At 70.3% G+C, this 16,132-nt stretch carries 11 protein-coding genes; 2 read left to right on the forward strand and 9 right to left on the reverse strand.

Features of this window, described 5'->3' with window-relative positions; all coding sequences use genetic code 11:
• Positions 1-26: 26 nt before the first annotated feature.
• From ACQPYZ_RS19340 to uvrA, 7 genes are all read right to left on the reverse strand, one after another.
• A complete protein-coding gene (locus tag ACQPYZ_RS19340; RefSeq protein ID WP_433157659.1) occupies positions 27-512 on the reverse strand; it encodes a hypothetical protein in 486 nt (161 codons plus the stop codon).
• Complete coding sequence (locus tag ACQPYZ_RS19345; RefSeq protein ID WP_433157662.1) at positions 512-8,485, reverse strand: toxin glutamine deamidase domain-containing protein; 7,974 nt, start codon at positions 8,483-8,485, stop codon at positions 512-514. Before ACQPYZ_RS19345 ends, ACQPYZ_RS19340 begins: the two co-directional genes overlap by 1 nt.
• Before the next feature lie 83 nt (positions 8,486-8,568).
• Positions 8,569-8,850 carry a hypothetical protein gene (locus ACQPYZ_RS19350; protein WP_433157665.1) on the reverse strand — a complete coding sequence of 94 codons (282 nt, stop codon included), beginning with the start codon at positions 8,848-8,850 and terminating at the stop codon, positions 8,569-8,571.
• Positions 8,847-9,218 (reverse strand): DUF6507 family protein, encoded by a 372-nt coding sequence (locus ACQPYZ_RS19355; RefSeq protein ID WP_433157668.1) that lies wholly within the window; start codon positions 9,216-9,218, stop codon positions 8,847-8,849. Before ACQPYZ_RS19355 ends, ACQPYZ_RS19350 begins: the two co-directional genes overlap by 4 nt.
• A gap of 100 nt (positions 9,219-9,318) precedes the next feature.
• Entirely contained in the window at positions 9,319-9,624 is a 306-nt protein-coding gene (locus ACQPYZ_RS19360) for a pore-forming ESAT-6 family protein (RefSeq protein ID WP_433157671.1), read from the reverse strand.
• A gap of 14 nt (positions 9,625-9,638) precedes the next feature.
• Positions 9,639-9,977 (reverse strand): hypothetical protein, encoded by a 339-nt coding sequence (locus ACQPYZ_RS19365; RefSeq protein ID WP_433157674.1) that lies wholly within the window; start codon positions 9,975-9,977, stop codon positions 9,639-9,641.
• A gap of 227 nt (positions 9,978-10,204) precedes the next feature.
• Positions 10,205-13,210 carry an excinuclease ABC subunit UvrA gene (gene uvrA / locus ACQPYZ_RS19370; protein ID WP_433157676.1) on the reverse strand — a complete coding sequence of 1,002 codons (3,006 nt, stop codon included), beginning with the start codon at positions 13,208-13,210 and terminating at the stop codon, positions 10,205-10,207.
• Positions 13,211-13,439: 229 nt separating this feature from the next.
• Between uvrA and ACQPYZ_RS19375 the strand changes: the two genes are divergently transcribed.
• On the forward strand, positions 13,440-14,099 hold the full coding sequence (locus ACQPYZ_RS19375) for an MBL fold metallo-hydrolase (protein ID WP_433157679.1): 660 nt from the start codon (positions 13,440-13,442) through the stop codon (positions 14,097-14,099).
• Positions 14,100-14,119: 20 nt separating this feature from the next.
• Here ACQPYZ_RS19375 and ACQPYZ_RS19380 read toward each other — a convergent pair whose 3' ends face one another.
• The gene (locus ACQPYZ_RS19380; RefSeq protein WP_433157682.1) at positions 14,120-14,983 is read right to left on the reverse strand and encodes an SDR family oxidoreductase; all 864 of its coding nucleotides are present in this window, start codon (positions 14,981-14,983) and stop codon (positions 14,120-14,122) included.
• Positions 14,980-15,420, reverse strand: a complete 441-nt coding sequence (locus tag ACQPYZ_RS19385; protein WP_433157685.1) for a nuclear transport factor 2 family protein — start codon at positions 15,418-15,420, stop codon at positions 14,980-14,982. The genes ACQPYZ_RS19380 and ACQPYZ_RS19385 overlap by 4 nt, the downstream gene beginning before the upstream one ends.
• Before the next feature lie 62 nt (positions 15,421-15,482).
• On the opposite strand from ACQPYZ_RS19385, the gene ACQPYZ_RS19390 reads away from it, so the two are divergent.
• Positions 15,483-16,130 carry a TetR/AcrR family transcriptional regulator gene (locus ACQPYZ_RS19390; RefSeq protein ID WP_433157687.1) on the forward strand — a complete coding sequence of 216 codons (648 nt, stop codon included), beginning with the start codon at positions 15,483-15,485 and terminating at the stop codon, positions 16,128-16,130.
• Positions 16,131-16,132 lie beyond the last annotated feature (2 nt).

Raw genomic sequence — 16,132 nt, forward strand, 5'->3', positions numbered from 1 at the left:
ACCTGAGTCCCATAACTCCCGGACATCTAGGCCTCCTGGTCCGCCACGATCCACTCGCGCCAGTGCGCGGCGTCCGGAGCGTCCACCGTCGTACCGGGAGGGAATTCGTGGATCCCGTGGCCGGGGCGGTACGCCGCGACAAGGAGCGTGAGGTCATGGCACAGCAGCATCGGCACCTCCGGGCGCGCCTCGACGAGTCGGTCGAACACCAGCCGGGCCTCCTGAGCCTGCGTCGGCCCGCGTGCGCCGAGCCAGATGTCGATCTCGACCTGGTAGTCGTCGAAGGCCTGCACCTCGTCCGGTTCCGCGTTCGGGTCGACGTGGCCGTTCGGCTGGATGACGTACCCGACCATGCCGTCGGCAGTGGCCGCCGGGCCGCGCAGCCCGTGCACGTCCGGCCCGGCGCCCTCGGCGTTCGGGATCGGCTCGAGGCCGAGCAGGTCCTGGATCAGCTTCGCCTCGTCCCCGATCGCTGCTCCGGACTGCAGGAAGATGTTCTCCTGCTCGGCCATCAATCCTCCTTCACGTAGGTCACGATCCGGCCGTCGCCAAGGATGACATGAACGGTCTTGGCCACCACCTTCTTCGGCTGGCCGAGTGCTCTGCGCCACCCGCGGTACGCGTCCTCCTCGGTGGTGCCGACATTCCGGCCGTCGATCACCACCTCGCCCTCCGGCGGAACCTGCTCGCTGGCTGCGTTGATCGTCCGCCGTACCGCGGTGTTCGACGGACCGTCCACCGTCTTGAACTCGGTGATCATGCCGTCGTCGCCGGGATGCTTGCGCGTCATGGAGTCCGGGTTCTTCTGGAACTGGACGTCGTGATCCGCCTCGCGCGCGTCGACCCGCCAGCCTTCCTCCCCGAGCCGGTCGGCGATCTCCCGTTCCTTCGGCGTGTACGAACCGTCCGGATCGTGCACACCAGGCGCGAACTCGTCCCCGAGCGCCTTGTGATGGAACGCCGGGTCGAAGCCGGACTTCTTCGTCACACCGTACTTCGCCTCGCCCGAACGCCAGTCCTGCCCGTCGGCCGAATCGGCCTGCCCGCTACCTGGCACCGATTCCTCGGCCCCTCCGGAGCCCCGCTCACCGGTGCCGGGCTGCTCACCCACGCCGGGCTCCTCACCCGCGCCGGGGCGCTCACCCACTCCGGGCTCCTCACCTGCGCCGGGGCGCTCACCCGAGCCAGGCTGGTCACGTGAGTCGGGCCGGTCGCCTGAGTCGGCCTGGTCGCCTGAGTCCGGCCGCTCCGACCGGCCCTGCGGCGGCTCGCCGCCGTACTGCGGAGGCTCACTGCCGTACTCCGGAGGCTGCCCGCCGAACTGCGGCGGCTCATCCGGAGCATGCCGCGCAGACGGCCCGAACTCCTGCGGGTTGTACCCCGGCTGCCCTGGCCCGAACGGCTGCCCAGGGTCGTACCCAGGCTGTCCCGGGTGCTGATACGGATCAGGTTGCTGGAACGGACGGGGCTGCCGCGGCGGGTACTGCTGCGGGTCATACCCCGGCTGCTGACCAGGACGTCCCGCCTGGTGCTGACCAGGATGCCCCGGCTGCTGGTACGGAGGCTGCCCCGGCTGGTGTCCCGGCTGTCCCGGCTGCTGGTACGGAGGCTGCCCTGGCTGCTGGTACGGAGGCTGCCCCGGCTGGTGTCCCGGGTGCGCCGGCTGCTGGCCCGCGTGCCCCGGCCGCTGCGTACCCGGCTGCCCCGGATGCTGACCGGGCTGGTTCGGGTAACCAGGCTGGTTGGGGTAGCCAGGCTGGTTCGGTTGCTGGCCAGGCTGGTTCGGGTAGCCAGGCTGGTCGGGTTGCCTGTGCCCAGGTCCGAACGGCGCCTGTCCCGGCTGCTGGTACGGGTCCGGCTGCCGTGGCGGGTACTGCTGCGGCTGCCGTGGGTCGTACCCCGGCTGCTGTCCCGGCTGGCCCGGCTGCTGGTGCGGCGGGAACTGCTCCGGCCCCCGCGGCCCGAACCCAGGCTGTTGCCCAGGCTGGCCGTGACCAGGATGGCCCGGCTGACCGGGGTGACCAGGCTGATGGTGCGGGTACTGCTGCGGCTGCCGTGGGTCGTAGCCAGGCTGGCGGCCCGGTTGCCCAGGCTGCTGGTACGGGTCCGGCTGCGCCGGGCCGTGCTCTGGCTGCTGACCCGTCGGGCCGAAGTCCCCAGGCTGACCCGGCCCATACCCCGGCTGCTGACCCGTCGGGCCGAACTGCCCCGGCTGACCCGGGCCGTGTCCCGGCTGCTGACCCGTCGGACCGAACTGCCCCGGCTGACCCGGGCCGTAGCCCGGCTGCTGACCCGTCGGACCGAACTGCCCCGGCTGACCCGGGCCGTAGCCCGGCTGCTCGCCCGTTGGACCGAACTGGCTGTCCGGGTGGTGGCCCGGGTGCTGCGGCCCGAAGCCTCCCGGCGGCGGACCGTACTGCGGCTCCGGATGTGCCGGCGGCGGGCCGTAGTCAGGCGCCGGATGCGGCGGCTGACCGCCGGGACTGTACGGCTGCTGGTACGACGGCTCGCCCGTCGGACCGAACTGGCCTTGCGGCTGCTGCCCGGGATGGCCCACCTGAGGACCCGTCGGGCCGAAGTGGCCCGGCGGCTGGTTCGGAGATGTCCCTGGAGGACCGAACTGGCCGGGTGGGGGGTACTGACCGGGCTGGTTGCCCTGGGCATCGATCGTCTGACGTGGGACGGTCTGGGTTGCGTCGGCGTCGTACGAAGGCTGGTGCGGTGGAGGCGGCGGTGTCTGGTTCGAGTTGTCGAACGGGTTCCACGCCAGCTGCTGATTCTGTGCCTGCACGTGCTGGCGCCAGTAGTCGCGATTGGGGTCGGACTGCGTGACCCGCTCGACGTCCGGCCAGCCGCCCGGCGGCTCGGGTTCGGGGCCGCCGTGATCCCGGACGTGGACGTGGTACGTCTTCGTCTCCGGGTCGAACTCCAGCTTCGTCGGATAGAACGTGGTGTGCGGCGGGTGCATGACCTCGTCCACACCGAGTTCCTTGGCACGCAGGAACGACATGTCCTTGCCGTGCCGCGCGTCGATGTGCATGACGACCCGGGCCGGGCCGTAGTCCGTCCCGCTGAAGATCTTCGCGCCGTCCGGGTCCTTGTCGGAGTGCGTGAACGCCGCCTCGCGGGTCGAACCGCCTGGCGCGTAGTTGTCCAGGAACGCGTTCAGCTCCTCGGCCGTGTCGAACGTGATTCCGCGGTGGATCTCGCCGACGTGGTCGGGCAGCCTGTTCATCGCCGACGTCGCCATCCGCACCAGCGGCAGCTGTTCGACGCTCGTGTCGCCCGCCCGGAACGCCCGGTTGATGTCCTGGTGCGGCATCCCGAGCATCTCTTCCATCGCGTTCAGCTCGAGGTCGGAGAAGTCGTCGATCTGGTCGCCGAGCGCCTCCCGTCCGCGGGTCCGGTGCTCGAACATCTTGCCCTGGTCGATCGACCGCAGCGACGACCGGTACGCCGCCTCGTCAGCAGCCGACGCGCGGAACCCGCGATCCGCCAACTGCGACCCCTCGAACGGCCCACCATCAGCCCCACGCCCAGGCCCACCACCAAACTCGCGCCCAACCGGCTCCGACATACGCCCGTCCGGCGCACCCGAGTCCGGAGTACGTCCGTCCGGCGTACCCGATTCCGGCGTCCGCCCGTCCGGCGCACCCGACTCCGGCGTACGCGACTCCGGACCACTCCGATCCGGCGTCCGCCCGTCCGGCGCACCCGACGCCGGCGTACGCGACTCCGGACCACTCCGATCCGGCGTCCGCCCGTCCGGCGCACCCGACGCCGGCGTACGCGACTCCGGACCACTCCGATCCGGCGTCCGTCCTTCCGGCGTACGCGACTCCGGCGTATATCCGTCCGGCGCACGGCCCTCCGGCGCACGCGACTCCGGCGCTCGCTCACCGGGCGCACGGGTCTCCGGCGCGTGCGCTTCAGGCGCTCGGTCGCCCGCCCGGTGAGCCTCCGCGCTGTGCGACTCCGGGCCACGTCCGTGCGGGGTACGACCGTCCGGCGTACGTCCATCCGGCGTACGTCCATCCGGCGTACGTCCATCTGGGCGTCCGTCGGGCGCGTTGGTGTCCGGGGTGCGGGACCCGGGAGCCGTTGGGTTGGCGTCGGGACTGTTCGCGTTCGGTGCGCGAGTGCCGGCCGGAGTCAGGTCCGGCGGGTTGAGGTCCGGGGTGTTGGCGCCGGCGAGATCCGGTAGCTCGTTGCCGCGGAACGTGGACTTGCGGATGTGCGACATCTGCGATGCCGGTGGCATGTTCGCGGGCCGGGGCGGGCCCTCCCAGCGACCGCCGGGCTCACGGACGGCGAACTGGATCGAGGTGATGTCGGCGGGGTACGGGTTCCGGGGGTACGGACTATTGTGCCCTGGCGGGAACGCGTCCCTGATCATGCCGCCAGGCGGCTGCGCGTCGAGGAACTTGACGTTGCCCGCCGCGTCCACGAACGCGTTCAGCACGTGCCCGCTGCCCGGGATGTCGGGCACGGTCGACCGCCAGGTCACGAAGACGTTCGCGTGCGTCCCCGGCGGACGGCCGGACAGTGCGTCGTACAACCGGCGGTAGGCGGCGTCGGTGAACTCGGACGGCGGGCGGGTCGGATCCCGCAGCACCATCTGGTTCTCGGGCGGGAAGTTCTCCAGGTCCATCCACTCGAGCGTGCCCTCCGGGTCCTCGCCGCGCGCCATCGTGCGGCCGGCCGCGAGGTCCGGGGTATCGCCGTTCAAGATGTCCGCGGCCCGGCGGGACACCTCCGCGCAGTTCATCTGGTACTGCATGCTGCGGGGGTGGTCCGGGTTGATCCTGCCGACCCAGTTCTCGGGGTTGCTGACCGGCGGGTCCCCGACCGAGTCCCGCAGCTCGCCCCGGCGGGCGTCGCGCGGGTCCGGGTGCACGAACGAGTGCGGATCGACCTGCGTCCGGGGCTTGCCCGGCTCCGGACGCATGTAGTCCGGTTTCATCGCGTCGATCTCGCGCTGGCGGTGGAGCGGCTCGTCCCAGTACGGGTCGTTCGCGGGGTCGGGGTTATCCGGCTGCCGGCGTACCGCGGCCGGGTCGTACGCCGGGTCCCGGCGCTGCCACAGGGTCGGCGGCGGGGTCTCGTCCGGGTCGTAGTCGAACGGCTGGTTCCGCGGATCGGTCGGGTCGTTGGGGTAGTTCGGCTCGGGCTCCGGGTTGTTCGGGTCGTGCCACGGCGGCCGGTTCCCGTCCGGAGCCGGCCTCCCGGGTGCCTCCCCAGTGCGCGAGGGGTCGCGGTAGTCGGGCGATTCCCAGTCCGCGTGCCGGCGGTCGCCGGTCGGGTACATCGGGTCCTCGCCACGAGGGCGCGTCGGCCCACCATCAGGCGTCCGGTCCCCCGGCCGCCCCACCGGCTGCGTCTCCTCCGGCCCACGCCGACCATCCGGCGTACGCGATCCGTCCGGCGTGCGTGAGCCGTCCGGCGTACGCGTTCCATCTGGAGTGCGCGTTCCCTCCGGAGTACGGGTGCCGTCCGGAGTGCGGGTGCCGTCCGGCGTACGCGTTCCATCCGGCGTGCGTGAGCCGTCCGGCGTACGCGATCCGTCCGGAGTGCGGGTGCCGTCCGGAGTGCGGGTGCCGACCGGCTCTACGCCTTCTAGGCGTTCGGGGATTGTGGGTTCCTTGCCCTCCAGGCGGTCCGGGATCGACTGCCGCGGAGTCGGCCGGACCGGCCCGTCGGGCTCGAGGCGCTGCGCGATCGTGGGCTCGTCGCCGTCGAGCCGCTGACCGATCGTCTGCCGCGGTGCACCAGGCTCAGCGGACGTACGACGCGGTGCATCAGACTCACCGTCGGCGCGCCGGGGAGCGCTCGGGTCGCCAGTACGACGTGGCGCACTGGGGTCGTCGTGGTCGCCGCGTGTGCGCGGGGTTTCCGCATCCGTTCGGCCCGCGCGACTCGGCGTACTCGCACCGCGCGACGCGTCCGGCGTCCGGGTCGCGTCCGGGGTCCGGGTCGCGTCCGGGGTCCGGGTCGCGTCCGGCGTCCGGGTTGCGTCCGGCGTCCGGGTTGCGTCCGGCGTCCGGGTCGCGTCCGGGGTGCCCGAGTGCGGCGAACCCGTGTTCGGGGTGCCGCCGTGGCCGGGCGTGCCGGTGTGCATCGGCATCACCGGCGCCACCGCCGGATCGCCTGCCCGAGCGGCAGGAGCGTCCGGCGCACGGGTGCCCGGCGCCGACCCAGTCTCCGGAGTGTGCGTCGTGCCCGGCGTCTGCGTCGCCCCGGGGGTAGTCGTGCCAGGCGTGTGCGTGGCGCCCGGGGTGGTCGTGCCGGGCGTGTGGGTGGTGCCGGGGGTCGTCGTGGTGCCCGGCGTCGTCTCTGGCGTGTGCGTCGCACCGGCGGTGGTCGTGCCGGGAGTGTGCGTGGCACCGGGCGTGGTCGTGCCAGGTGTTTGGGTGGTGCCGGGGGTCGTCGTGGTGCCCGGCGTCGTCTCCGGCGTGTGCGTGGCACCAGGGGTGGTCGTCCCGGGCGTGTGCGTGGTGCCGGAGGTCGTGGTGGTGCTCGGGGTGTCGGTCGTTCCCTGGGTGTCGAGAGAGTCCAGCGTCGGGCTGGTCTGCGCCGCAGGGGTCTGCGTCCCCGGTGTACTTGTGGAGCCGGGAGTCGTGGAACCGGGAGTACTCGTCGAGCCCGGCGTGGTCGTGGAACCCGGCGTACTGGTCGAGCCCGGCGTACCTGTGGAACCGGGTGTGCTGGTCGAGCCCGGCGTACCTGTGGAACCGGGCGTACCCGTCGAACCCGGCGCGCTCGTCGAACCCGGCGTACCCGTCGAGCCGGGAGTGCTCGTGGAACCCGGCGCGCTCGTGGAGCCCGGCGTACCCGTCGAACCCGGCGTGGGCGTGGAACCCGGCGTACTCGTCGAACCCGGCGCGGGCGTGGAGCCCGGGGTGGGGGTGGTTTGCTGCAGCGGGGGTGCCTGCGGCGTCGTCGTGCCCGGGTTGGCGTGCGAGACCGGCGCCGTCGTGCCTGGGTCTGCATGGGACACGGGTGCCGTCGTGCCCGGGTCCGCGTGGGAGACCGATGGCGTCGGTGTGCTGACACCTGGCGTGTTGCTCGGACCGTCGGCGCCGGAGAACGGCGTGTCGACCGAAGGAGCGTCTACCGAAGGCGTGTGGGCTGGACTGTCCACCGAGACGTTCGGGGCGTTCGTCGTCACGTCGCCCAGGTCGGCCGAGGGAGTGTCGACCGAGGGGGCGTCGACGGACACGTTCGGAGCGCCCTGCATCTTGAAGGTGTCGCCGACGATCGGGATCTTCGACAGGCCATCGACCACGTCGCCGACCTTCGGGATCTTCGTCGCGGCGCCGAGTGCCATGTCGTGCAGCCCGACCCGCATGCCCTGCAACTTCGAGGCGACGCCGGCGACCTTCGACACCGCCATACTCGCGGAGCCGAACTTGCCCGCCATCGCCGCACCCTTCACCGCGGCCGCGCTACCACCGCTGGCAACGGTCGCGACGACGTTGGTCAGCGCCATGCCGAACGCCTTCGCCGGGTTCTTGGCCCACTCGTCCCAGGCGACGAAGCCCTTCAGCATGCCCTCACCCATGGTGAGGCCCGTCTCGCCCCACTCCTTGACCCAGTCGGGCCGGGTGTCCATGCCCGTGATCTGGTCGAAGCCCCACCACGCGAGCTGGATCGGCGCGGTCGCGATCTGCCCGACCATCGTGGCCAGGCCCTTCCACGCGTTGCCCGCGTCCTCCCAGGTCGGCATGTCCCAGCCCAGCGTGTCCTTCGCGAAGTCCCGCAGACCGGGGATCTCGGCCAGCAGCGGGAGCACCGGGATCAGCGTCAGGATGCCCTCGACGGCCTCGCCGACGACCGTCAGGACACCGACGGTGAAGTCCACCGGTGCCATCACGATGTCCTGCCAGAGTGGCCGGTCGCGCTCCTCCGGCGTCCCCCAGGCCGGCGGCGGCGGATCGCCCTCCTCTTCCTTCTTCGGCGGCGGCTCTTCACCTTCCTTCACGCCGGTCTTCGGATCCCACGGCTTGCCGCCGTGCAGCTTGACGATCTCGTTGGCCGCCGTGAAGCAGAGGTTCGGCAGCTCCTCGGTCATGATCCGGGTGACGTCCCCAACCATCCGGTTGTTGTCGTCGATCATGTCCTGGTCGTTCTGCCACTCCGGGTTGCCGTTCTTCCGGCGGTGCCACGTGTAGGCCTCTTCCCGGATGTTCTTCAGCGATCCGAGCCGGCCGCGCACCTCGTTGGCCAGGTGCTCCAGGTGGACCGACATCTTCGGCAGGCTGGGCCCGAACTCCGCGAGGTTCGTCTGAACCTTCTTGGTGGAGTTCACCAGCACCTCGCGCTCGGGCGCCTGGTAGACGTTGTTCAGCCGCTGGAACGTGTTGTGAACGTCGTTGCCGACGTCGGTGAAGCCTTTGCCGAGCGGGCCCAGTCCGAACACGTTGCGGTCGAGGGCCGACACCACTTTGTCCAGCTCCGCGATCGGGATGCCTTCGGGTTGGATCATGTCAGTTCAGTCCTCGGTCACACGTGGGTCGACGATTCACTTCGGGTACGGCGGGGCGCAGTTCCGGTCCGGCGTGCGGGCGATCACGACTGCGGCCGTGCCGCCTCCATCGCCTGCTCCAGCGTCTGCTCGCTCGGTGCGAACGAGCTGATGCCGTGATCGGCCAGCAGGAAGATCCGGTTGGCGAAGCCGGGCGGAACGAAGACGAGGTACTCCTCCGCCTGGTACGCCGGCCAGTCCGCCAGCTCCTCGGCCGTCGTCCCCAGCTCGGGGCTGTCCGCCTCGGCGGTGAGCCACTCGGCCAGCCGCACCCGCCCGGCCTGGGCAACCTCGTCCGGCGCCAACGCCGACTCTTGCTCGCTCATACCGCCTTGTTCCTTCCGGTCGGCTGCGGGTTTCCGCCGGGCGGGTTCGGGATCTCTCCGCGCCCGGCGGCCAGCTGTGCGTTCAGCGCCATCTCGTTGTGTCCCTCGGCGTAGGCCTTGAGGGCGTTCTGGGCACCGGTCAACGACGCACCGACCTGCTTCGCCGCGGCCTCGATCGTCGGCGACCAGTGGTTGGCATACTCGCCGACCGCCGCCGCGACGACCGTGAAGACGTCGTAGTTGAGGCCCTCCGCGATCGCGGTGAGCTTGTCGCCGTAGCTCTTCGCCAAGGTGTCGAAGGGCTTCGCCGCGTTGCTCGTGTCCGTGAGGACCTTGATCGAGCCCTCGATGTCGATATCCCAGTCCACTGTCACTCCTCAGTCCGCCGGAGCCCCTGGCTCGGCCCATGGCAGGTCCGGGCACGCCCGTCCGCGGGCGTGTCCAGGACCGGTAGAGCGTGGTGCGCGATCAGCCGCCGATGCCGTCGACCGCGGCCGACGCCTTCTTCAAGGTCGCGGCGGCGGTGGCATCGTTCTGCGCCATGGTGTCCTTCAGCGTCTTGATGATCGCGAGCGTCTGGTCGGCCGCCTTGTTGAAGCGGTCCTCGACGCCGCGGTAGTTCTCGGTCACGCCGCTGGCCGACGCGTCCGCCAGAGCCGCCGTCACGTTCTGCTTGTGGGCGGCGATCAGGCCCTGGATCTGGCCGGCGAGGTTGTTGATCGTGGTCTGGACCTCACCCGAGGCCCCGGTGTCGTAGCTGTTGCGGTTCGCCATCGTCGATTCCCCTCTCAGCGCTTGCCGAACTTGGCGGCGTTGAAGTCGGCCGAGCCCTGGTTCTTCTTGGCCGTGTCGGCCATCTCGGTGTCACCGCCGCGGAAGGCGGTGTCCATCCCGGACTGGCCCTGGTTGATGGCCGCGAGACCGGCGTTCAGATCGGCGGCGATCCCGTCGACCTGGGCCTTGAACCCGTCGAACATCTTCTTGCCGGCACCGTTCATCTTGCCTTCCAGCGGCTGGGCGGCGGCGACCAGTTGCTTCACCAGGCCACCCAGGTCCTGGGTTCCGGTCGAGGTCTTCTTGGCCAGTTGGCTCAGGGTGTCCTGGCCCATGTCCCAGCGTCCGCTCACGGTTTCTCCTTCGACAGTTTGGTTGCGCCGCGATGCCACGATAAACGGATCCCCGGGTCACCCGGTTCAAACCGTTCGAGCAGTGAATCCCGTACTCCGACTGGTTGACATGGGCAAGCATTTCGATCCAGCTGGAAAGGCTCGTGGACCGACACGCCGTTGCAATCCAGCCACAACGCAGAGTGGGGCACCGGCGAGTGCCGGTGCCCCACTGCAGTCAGATTCGATCAGCCGGCGATACGCTTCCGGGCTGCCGCCTTCTGCACCGGAGCTGCCTTCTTCGTCACCTTCTTGGTGGCGGTCTTCGTAGCCGCGGCCTTCTTCGCCGGAGCCTTCTTGCCGGCGGTCCGCGCCGCGGCGACCTGCTTCTTCGCGCTCGGCTTCGTGGCCCGGCCGTCAAGGATCTCGGCCAGGAACTGCCCGGTGTACGACGATGCGTTCGCCGCCACGTCCTCCGGCGTACCCTCGGCGACCAGCGTGCCGCCTCGGCGACCGCCGTCCGGACCGAGGTCGATGATCCAGTCGGCGGTCTTGATCACGTCGAGGTTGTGCTCGATCACGAGCACCGAGTTGCCCTTGTCGACCAGCCCGCCGAGGACGCCGAGCAGCTTGCGGATGTCCTCGAAGTGCAGGCCGGTGGTCGGCTCGTCCAGCACGTACACCGTCCGGCCGGTCGAGCGCTTCTGCAGCTCCGACGCCAGCTTGACCCGCTGCGCCTCACCACCGGACAGCGTCGGCGCCGGCTGACCCAGCCGGACGTATCCGAGGCCTACCTCGGTCAGCGTGGTCAGGTGCCGCGAGATCGCCGGGATGGCGGCGAAGAACTCCGACGCCTCCTCGATCGGCATGTCCAGGATGTCCGCGACGGTCTTGCCCTTGTAGTGCACCTCGAGCGTCTCCCGGTTGTACCGGGCACCGTGGCACACCTCGCACGGGACGTAGACGTCCGGCAGGAAGTTCATCTCGATCTTCAACGTGCCGTCACCGGAACACGCCTCGCACCGGCCGCCCTTGACGTTGAACGAGAACCGGCCCTGCTGGTACCCGCGGACCTTCGCCTCCGGCGTCTCCGCGAACAGCTTGCGGACGTGGTCCCACACGCCGGTGTACGTCGCCGGGTTGGACCGGGGCGTCCGTCCGATCGGCGACTGATCGACGTGGATCACCTTGTCGACCAGCTCCATCCCGGAGATCTTCGTGTGCCGCCCCGGCACCGCCCGGGCGCCGTAGATCTGCCGCGCCAGCGAGGTGTAGAGGATGTCGTTGACCAGGGTCGACTTGCCCGAGCCGGAGACCCCGGTGACCGCGACGAACACCCCGAGCGGGATGGTCACGTCGATGTCCTTGAGGTTGTTCTGCCGGGCGCCGTACACGGTCAGCTCGCGACCCTCGGTGAGCGGCCGCCGGACCGCCGGGAGCGGGATCTCCTTACGGCCCGAGACGTACGCGCCGGTGATCGAGTCCGGGTGGTTCTTCAGGTCCTCGACCGTGCCGGAGACGACCACCTGGCCGCCGTGCTCACCGGCGCCGGGGCCGATGTCGACGACCCAGTCGGCGTGGTCGATGGTGTCCTCGTCGTGCTCGACCACGATCAGCGTGTTGCCCAGCTCCTTCAGCCGGACCAGGGTGTCGATCAGCCGCCGGTTGTCCCGCTGGTGCAACCCGATCGACGGCTCGTCGAGCACGTAGAGCACGCCGACCAGTCCGGAGCCGATCTGGGTCGCGAGCCGGATCCGCTGCGCCTCGCCGCCGGACAGCGAGCCCGCGGGCCGGCTGAGGGCCAGGTAGTCCAGGCCGACGTCGAGCAGGAACCGCAGCCGCTCGCCGATCTCCTTGACCACCCGCTCCGCGATCTGCTTCTCCCGCGGGGTCAGCTCCATCTGGCGTAGGAAGTCGTGCACCTCGTCGATCGACATCGCGCTGACCTCGGCGATGTTCTTCCCGCCGAGGGTGACCGCGAGCGAGATCGGCTTCAGCCGGGCGCCGTTGCAGGCCAGGCACGGCACCTCGCGCATGTACTCCTCGAAGCGCTCCCGGCTGGTGTCGCTCGACGCCTCCGCGTGCCGCCGCTCGACGTACGGGATGACGCCCTCGAAGGTCGTGTAGTACGACCGCTCGCGGCCGTACCGGTTCTTGTAGGAGACGTGCACCTGCCGGTCGTGGCCGGTGAGCAGCGACTTCTTCGCCTTCGCCGGCAGCTCGCCGAACGGCGTGGTGGTCTTGATCTTCAGGTCCTTGGCCAGGGCGGCCAGCAGACGCTCGAAGTACTGCGAGACGTTCGCACCGGACCACGGCTGGATCGCGCCCTCGTCCAGCGACTTGGACGGATCCGGGACCAGCAGCTCCGGGTCGACCTCCATCCGGGTGCCGAGACCGGTGCACACCGGGCAGGCGCCGTACGGCGAGTTGAACGAGAACGACCGTGGCTCCAGCTCGTCGATGGCGAGGGGGTGGTCGTTCGGGCAGGCGAGCTTCTCGGAGAACCGGCGCTCACGGTGCGGGTCGTCGTCCGGCAGGTCGACGAAGTCGAGGACGACCAGTCCGCCGGCCAGGCCGAGCGCGGTCTCGATCGAGTCGGTCAGCCGCTGCTTCGCGGAGCTCTTCACCGCGAGCCGGTCGACGACGACCTCGATCGTGTGCTTCTTCTGCTTGTCCAGCTTCGGCGGGTCGATCAGCTGGATCGTCTCGCCGTCCACCCGGGCCCGGGACAGACCCTGACCGCTCAGCTGGCGGAAGAGGTCGACGTACTCCCCCTTGCGGCCGCGGACGACCGGCGCGAGCACCTGGAACCGGGTGCCCTCCTCCAGCTCGAGCACCCGGTCCACGATCTGCTGCGGGGTCTGCCGCGCGATCGGCTCACCGCACTCCGGGCAGTGCGGCCGGCCGGCCCGGGCGAACAGCAGCCGCAGGTAGTCGTAGACCTCGGTGATCGTGCCGACGGTGGAGCGCGGGTTGCGGGAGGTGGACTTCTGGTCGATCGACACCGCGGGCGACAGGCCCTCGATGAAGTCGACGTCGGGCTTGTCCATCTGACCGAGGAACTGACGCGCGTACGCCGAGAGGGACTCGACGTACCGCCGCTGGCCCTCGGCGAAGATCGTGTCGAACGCCAGGCTGGACTTGCCGGACCCGGACAGGCCGGTGAAGACGATCATGGCGTCCCGCGGCAGGTCGACCGAGACGTCCTTCAGGTTGTGCTCACGCGCTCCGCGCACGATCAGACGGTCAGACACAAGCTCACTCTCAGCCGTTCTCGAGGGGGTCCGGGTGGTGCTCCGGCATGCCCGGTCATGCTAACGAGGCCCACCGACAAAAACTTCCGCCGCCCGATCGGGCACCTAGATCGAGCCCACTTCGAAAGTATATTCGATCGCGGACGGTGCTCAGGGCAAATCGGCCGGACGTGACCGCGCGGCGCGATCGGTGCAAGGATCGGTCACAGGACGACATCCAGGAGGACGCATGGCGGAGTACCACGGCAACGTCAAGGTCGGCGGGCCGGTGCAGACCCACGAGCTGGCCGAGCTGATGATCACCAAGGTGGCCGTCGGGCCGATGGACAACAACGCCTATCTGCTCCGCTGCCGGCGGACGGACGAGCAGGTGCTGATCGATGCGGCGAACGACGCGCAGACGCTGCTGAGGCTGATCGGCGACGGCGGCCTCGAGCGGGTCGTCACCACGCACCGCCACCAGGACCACTGGGAGGCGCTCGCCGAGGTGGTCGCCCGGACCAGCGCGACCACGGTCGCCGGCCGGTACGACGCCGAGGGCATCGGCGTCCCCACCGACGAGCTCGTCGACGAGGACGCCACCATCCCGGTCGGCCAGTGCCACCTCCGCGTCATCCACCTGGCCGGCCACACCCCGGGCTCGATCGCGCTGCTGTACGACGACCCCGCCGGAGCCCCCCACCTCTTCACCGGCGACTCGCTCTTCCCGGGCGGCGTCGGCAACACCGAGGGCGACGCGGAGCGTTTCACCTCGCTGATCAACGACGTGGAGACCAAGCTCTTCAACCAGCTCCCCGACGAGACCTGGGTCTACCCGGGCCACGGCGCCGACACCACCCTCGGCACCGAACGCCCCAACGTCCCGGAGTGGCGCGCCCGCGGCTGGTAACAGGCCGCCGAGTCGCGCCGCTACGGCCGGTGAGGGCTTGCGGTGACCACGTCGTGGGCGAAGGTGGCGAGTGTGGTCGGCCGGATGCCGTACTGATCGGACAGGTGGCTGCTGTCGATCAGTGAGTCGTAGGTTTCCAGTGAGGCCAGGAGTCCGGCGACCAGGTCGGATAGACCGGGCACCGGCCGGCCCGGTGGGACGGTCCGGACCGTGATCTCCCGGCCCAGCTCGTGTTCGAAGGCTGCCACGACGTCGCGCCAGGAGACCGGCTCGGGGCCGCCGATGACCAGAGTTTGCCCCTCGGCCTCCTCGCGGTGCAGCGCCGCGACGGCGTACTCGGCGACGTCCCGCATGGCGACGAGTGAGTGACGCCGGCGGCCCTCGCCGACCAGCGTCACCGGGTCGCCGGCGAGCGCCGGGCCGATCACCGCGAGTGGCAGCTTGTCCATGAACAGGTTCGGCTGCAGCACTGTCCACGTCATCCCGCTGTCCCGCAGCCGCCGCTCGGTCTCGCCTTTGGCCCGGAGCAACGGCATCGGGTGCTGGGGATCGGCGCCGAGGGCCGACACGAACACGAATCGCCGGACGCCTTCCGCCTCGGCGGCCGCGATCAGGTTCGCGTTGCCGGCCAGGTCCACCGACTCGATCGTGTCCGCGCCACCACGGTCGGTGGCGTTGGCCGTGGTGACGACCGCTTCGACACCACTGCACGCCTTGCGCAACGAGTCCAGGTCCTTCAGATCACCGGTGACCACCTCGACGGCCGCGTCACCGTCGTACGGCGAACCTGTCCGCACCAGCACGCGGACCGGCTCGGCCCGGTCGAGCAAGATCCTGGTGATCAGCCCGCCCAACTGTCCTGTCGCTCCCACTACGAGGATCATGACGTCCCCCTTCCACCGGCGCCGGACGCGTCGCCGGCCACCCGGCGTACCGCGTCGTCGACGCCACCACTGTCTTCGTCGACCGGCTCCAGATAGAAGCGGGCCGAGGTGATCAGGTCGCCGGTCACTCCGAAGATGACGACGCCGCGCATCAGGAAGCCGCCCTCGTCGGCGCGCGGACCCGACATCTCCCACTCCGTCCACAGCGCGTCGCCGTCGGCCGAGCTGCGCGTGACCCGCGCACTGATGTCGGGCACGCCCGCGAAGATCTGCGTCCAGTTGCGGCGCACCTGGTCCTGACCCCGGAACCCCCGCTGCGGGTGGGCCGGTGTCTCGTTGCGGTAGTCGCCGGCGAAACAACCGACGAGGGCGTCCAGGTCGTGCGCGTTGACGGCGGTGAGTAACCGCTGCAGCACCGCTGGGTTCGATCCGCTCATGACGAGCCTCCACCGCTTTTGATACAGTCACCTGTATCTGATACAGCAGCTTGGAACGAAATATGGCAGACGTCAAGAGCAAGCGCCCGTACGACTCGAGTGGCCGGCTCGCCCAGGCCGAACACAACCGGGCGGCCGTCCTCGACGCGGCCGAGCGGCAGTTCCTGGACCGCGGGTACGCCGCGACGACCGTCGCCACCGTGGCCCGCGAGGCCGGAGTGTCGGTGGAGACGGTCTACAAGGCGTTCGGCGCGAAGGCGGGGCTCGTCCGCGCCATCTACGAGCGCGGTCTCACCGGGCGCGGGCCGGTCCCCGCCTACCAGCGGTCGGACGAGATGCGCGCCGAGGAGGCCGATCCGCGGACGGTGATGCGGAAGTGGGGCGTGCTTACCACCGAGGTCGCGTCCGTGGTCACACCGATCCGGCTGCTGATGCGCTCGGCGGCGGCGACCGATGCCGAGATGGCTGCGCTCCTCGAGGAGAGTGACGACGAGCGGCTCGAGCGGATGCGGCACCACGCCCGGTTCCTCAAGGCGCGCGGGTGGCTGCGTGCCGGAGTCACGGTGCCCGAGGCCACCGACATCCTGTGGACCTGCAGCTCGGTCGAGCTCTACGAGCTCCTGGTCCTCAAGCGTGGATGGTCCGCCCGGCGATTCGCGCAGTACTTAACCGACTTCATGATCTCCACGCTGCTTCCGGACGACGCCTGAGT

The organism is Kribbella sp. CA-247076 (assembly GCF_050942445.1).
In the GTDB taxonomy this organism is placed as follows: domain Bacteria; phylum Actinomycetota; class Actinomycetes; order Propionibacteriales; family Kribbellaceae; genus Kribbella.

What these genes read in the sequence shown, in the direction of transcription:
- ACQPYZ_RS19390 (WP_433157687.1), top strand. Translation starts at nt 15,483, where the DNA reads ATGGCAGACGTCAAGAGCAAGCGCCCGTACGACTCGAGTGGCCGGCTC.
- ACQPYZ_RS19380 (WP_433157682.1), bottom strand. Translation starts at nt 14,983, where the DNA reads ATGATCCTCGTAGTGGGAGCGACAGGACAGTTGGGCGGGCTGATCACC.
- ACQPYZ_RS19360 (WP_433157671.1), bottom strand. Translation starts at nt 9,624, where the DNA reads ATGGCGAACCGCAACAGCTACGACACCGGGGCCTCGGGTGAGGTCCAG.
- ACQPYZ_RS19385 (WP_433157685.1), bottom strand. Translation starts at nt 15,420, where the DNA reads ATGAGCGGATCGAACCCAGCGGTGCTGCAGCGGTTACTCACCGCCGTC.
- ACQPYZ_RS19350 (WP_433157665.1), bottom strand. Translation starts at nt 8,850, where the DNA reads ATGAGCGAGCAAGAGTCGGCGTTGGCGCCGGACGAGGTTGCCCAGGCC.
- ACQPYZ_RS19345 (WP_433157662.1), bottom strand. Translation starts at nt 8,485, where the DNA reads ATGATCCAACCCGAAGGCATCCCGATCGCGGAGCTGGACAAAGTGGTG.
- ACQPYZ_RS19340 (WP_433157659.1), bottom strand. Translation starts at nt 512, where the DNA reads ATGGCCGAGCAGGAGAACATCTTCCTGCAGTCCGGAGCAGCGATCGGG.
- ACQPYZ_RS19375 (WP_433157679.1), top strand. Translation starts at nt 13,440, where the DNA reads ATGGCGGAGTACCACGGCAACGTCAAGGTCGGCGGGCCGGTGCAGACC.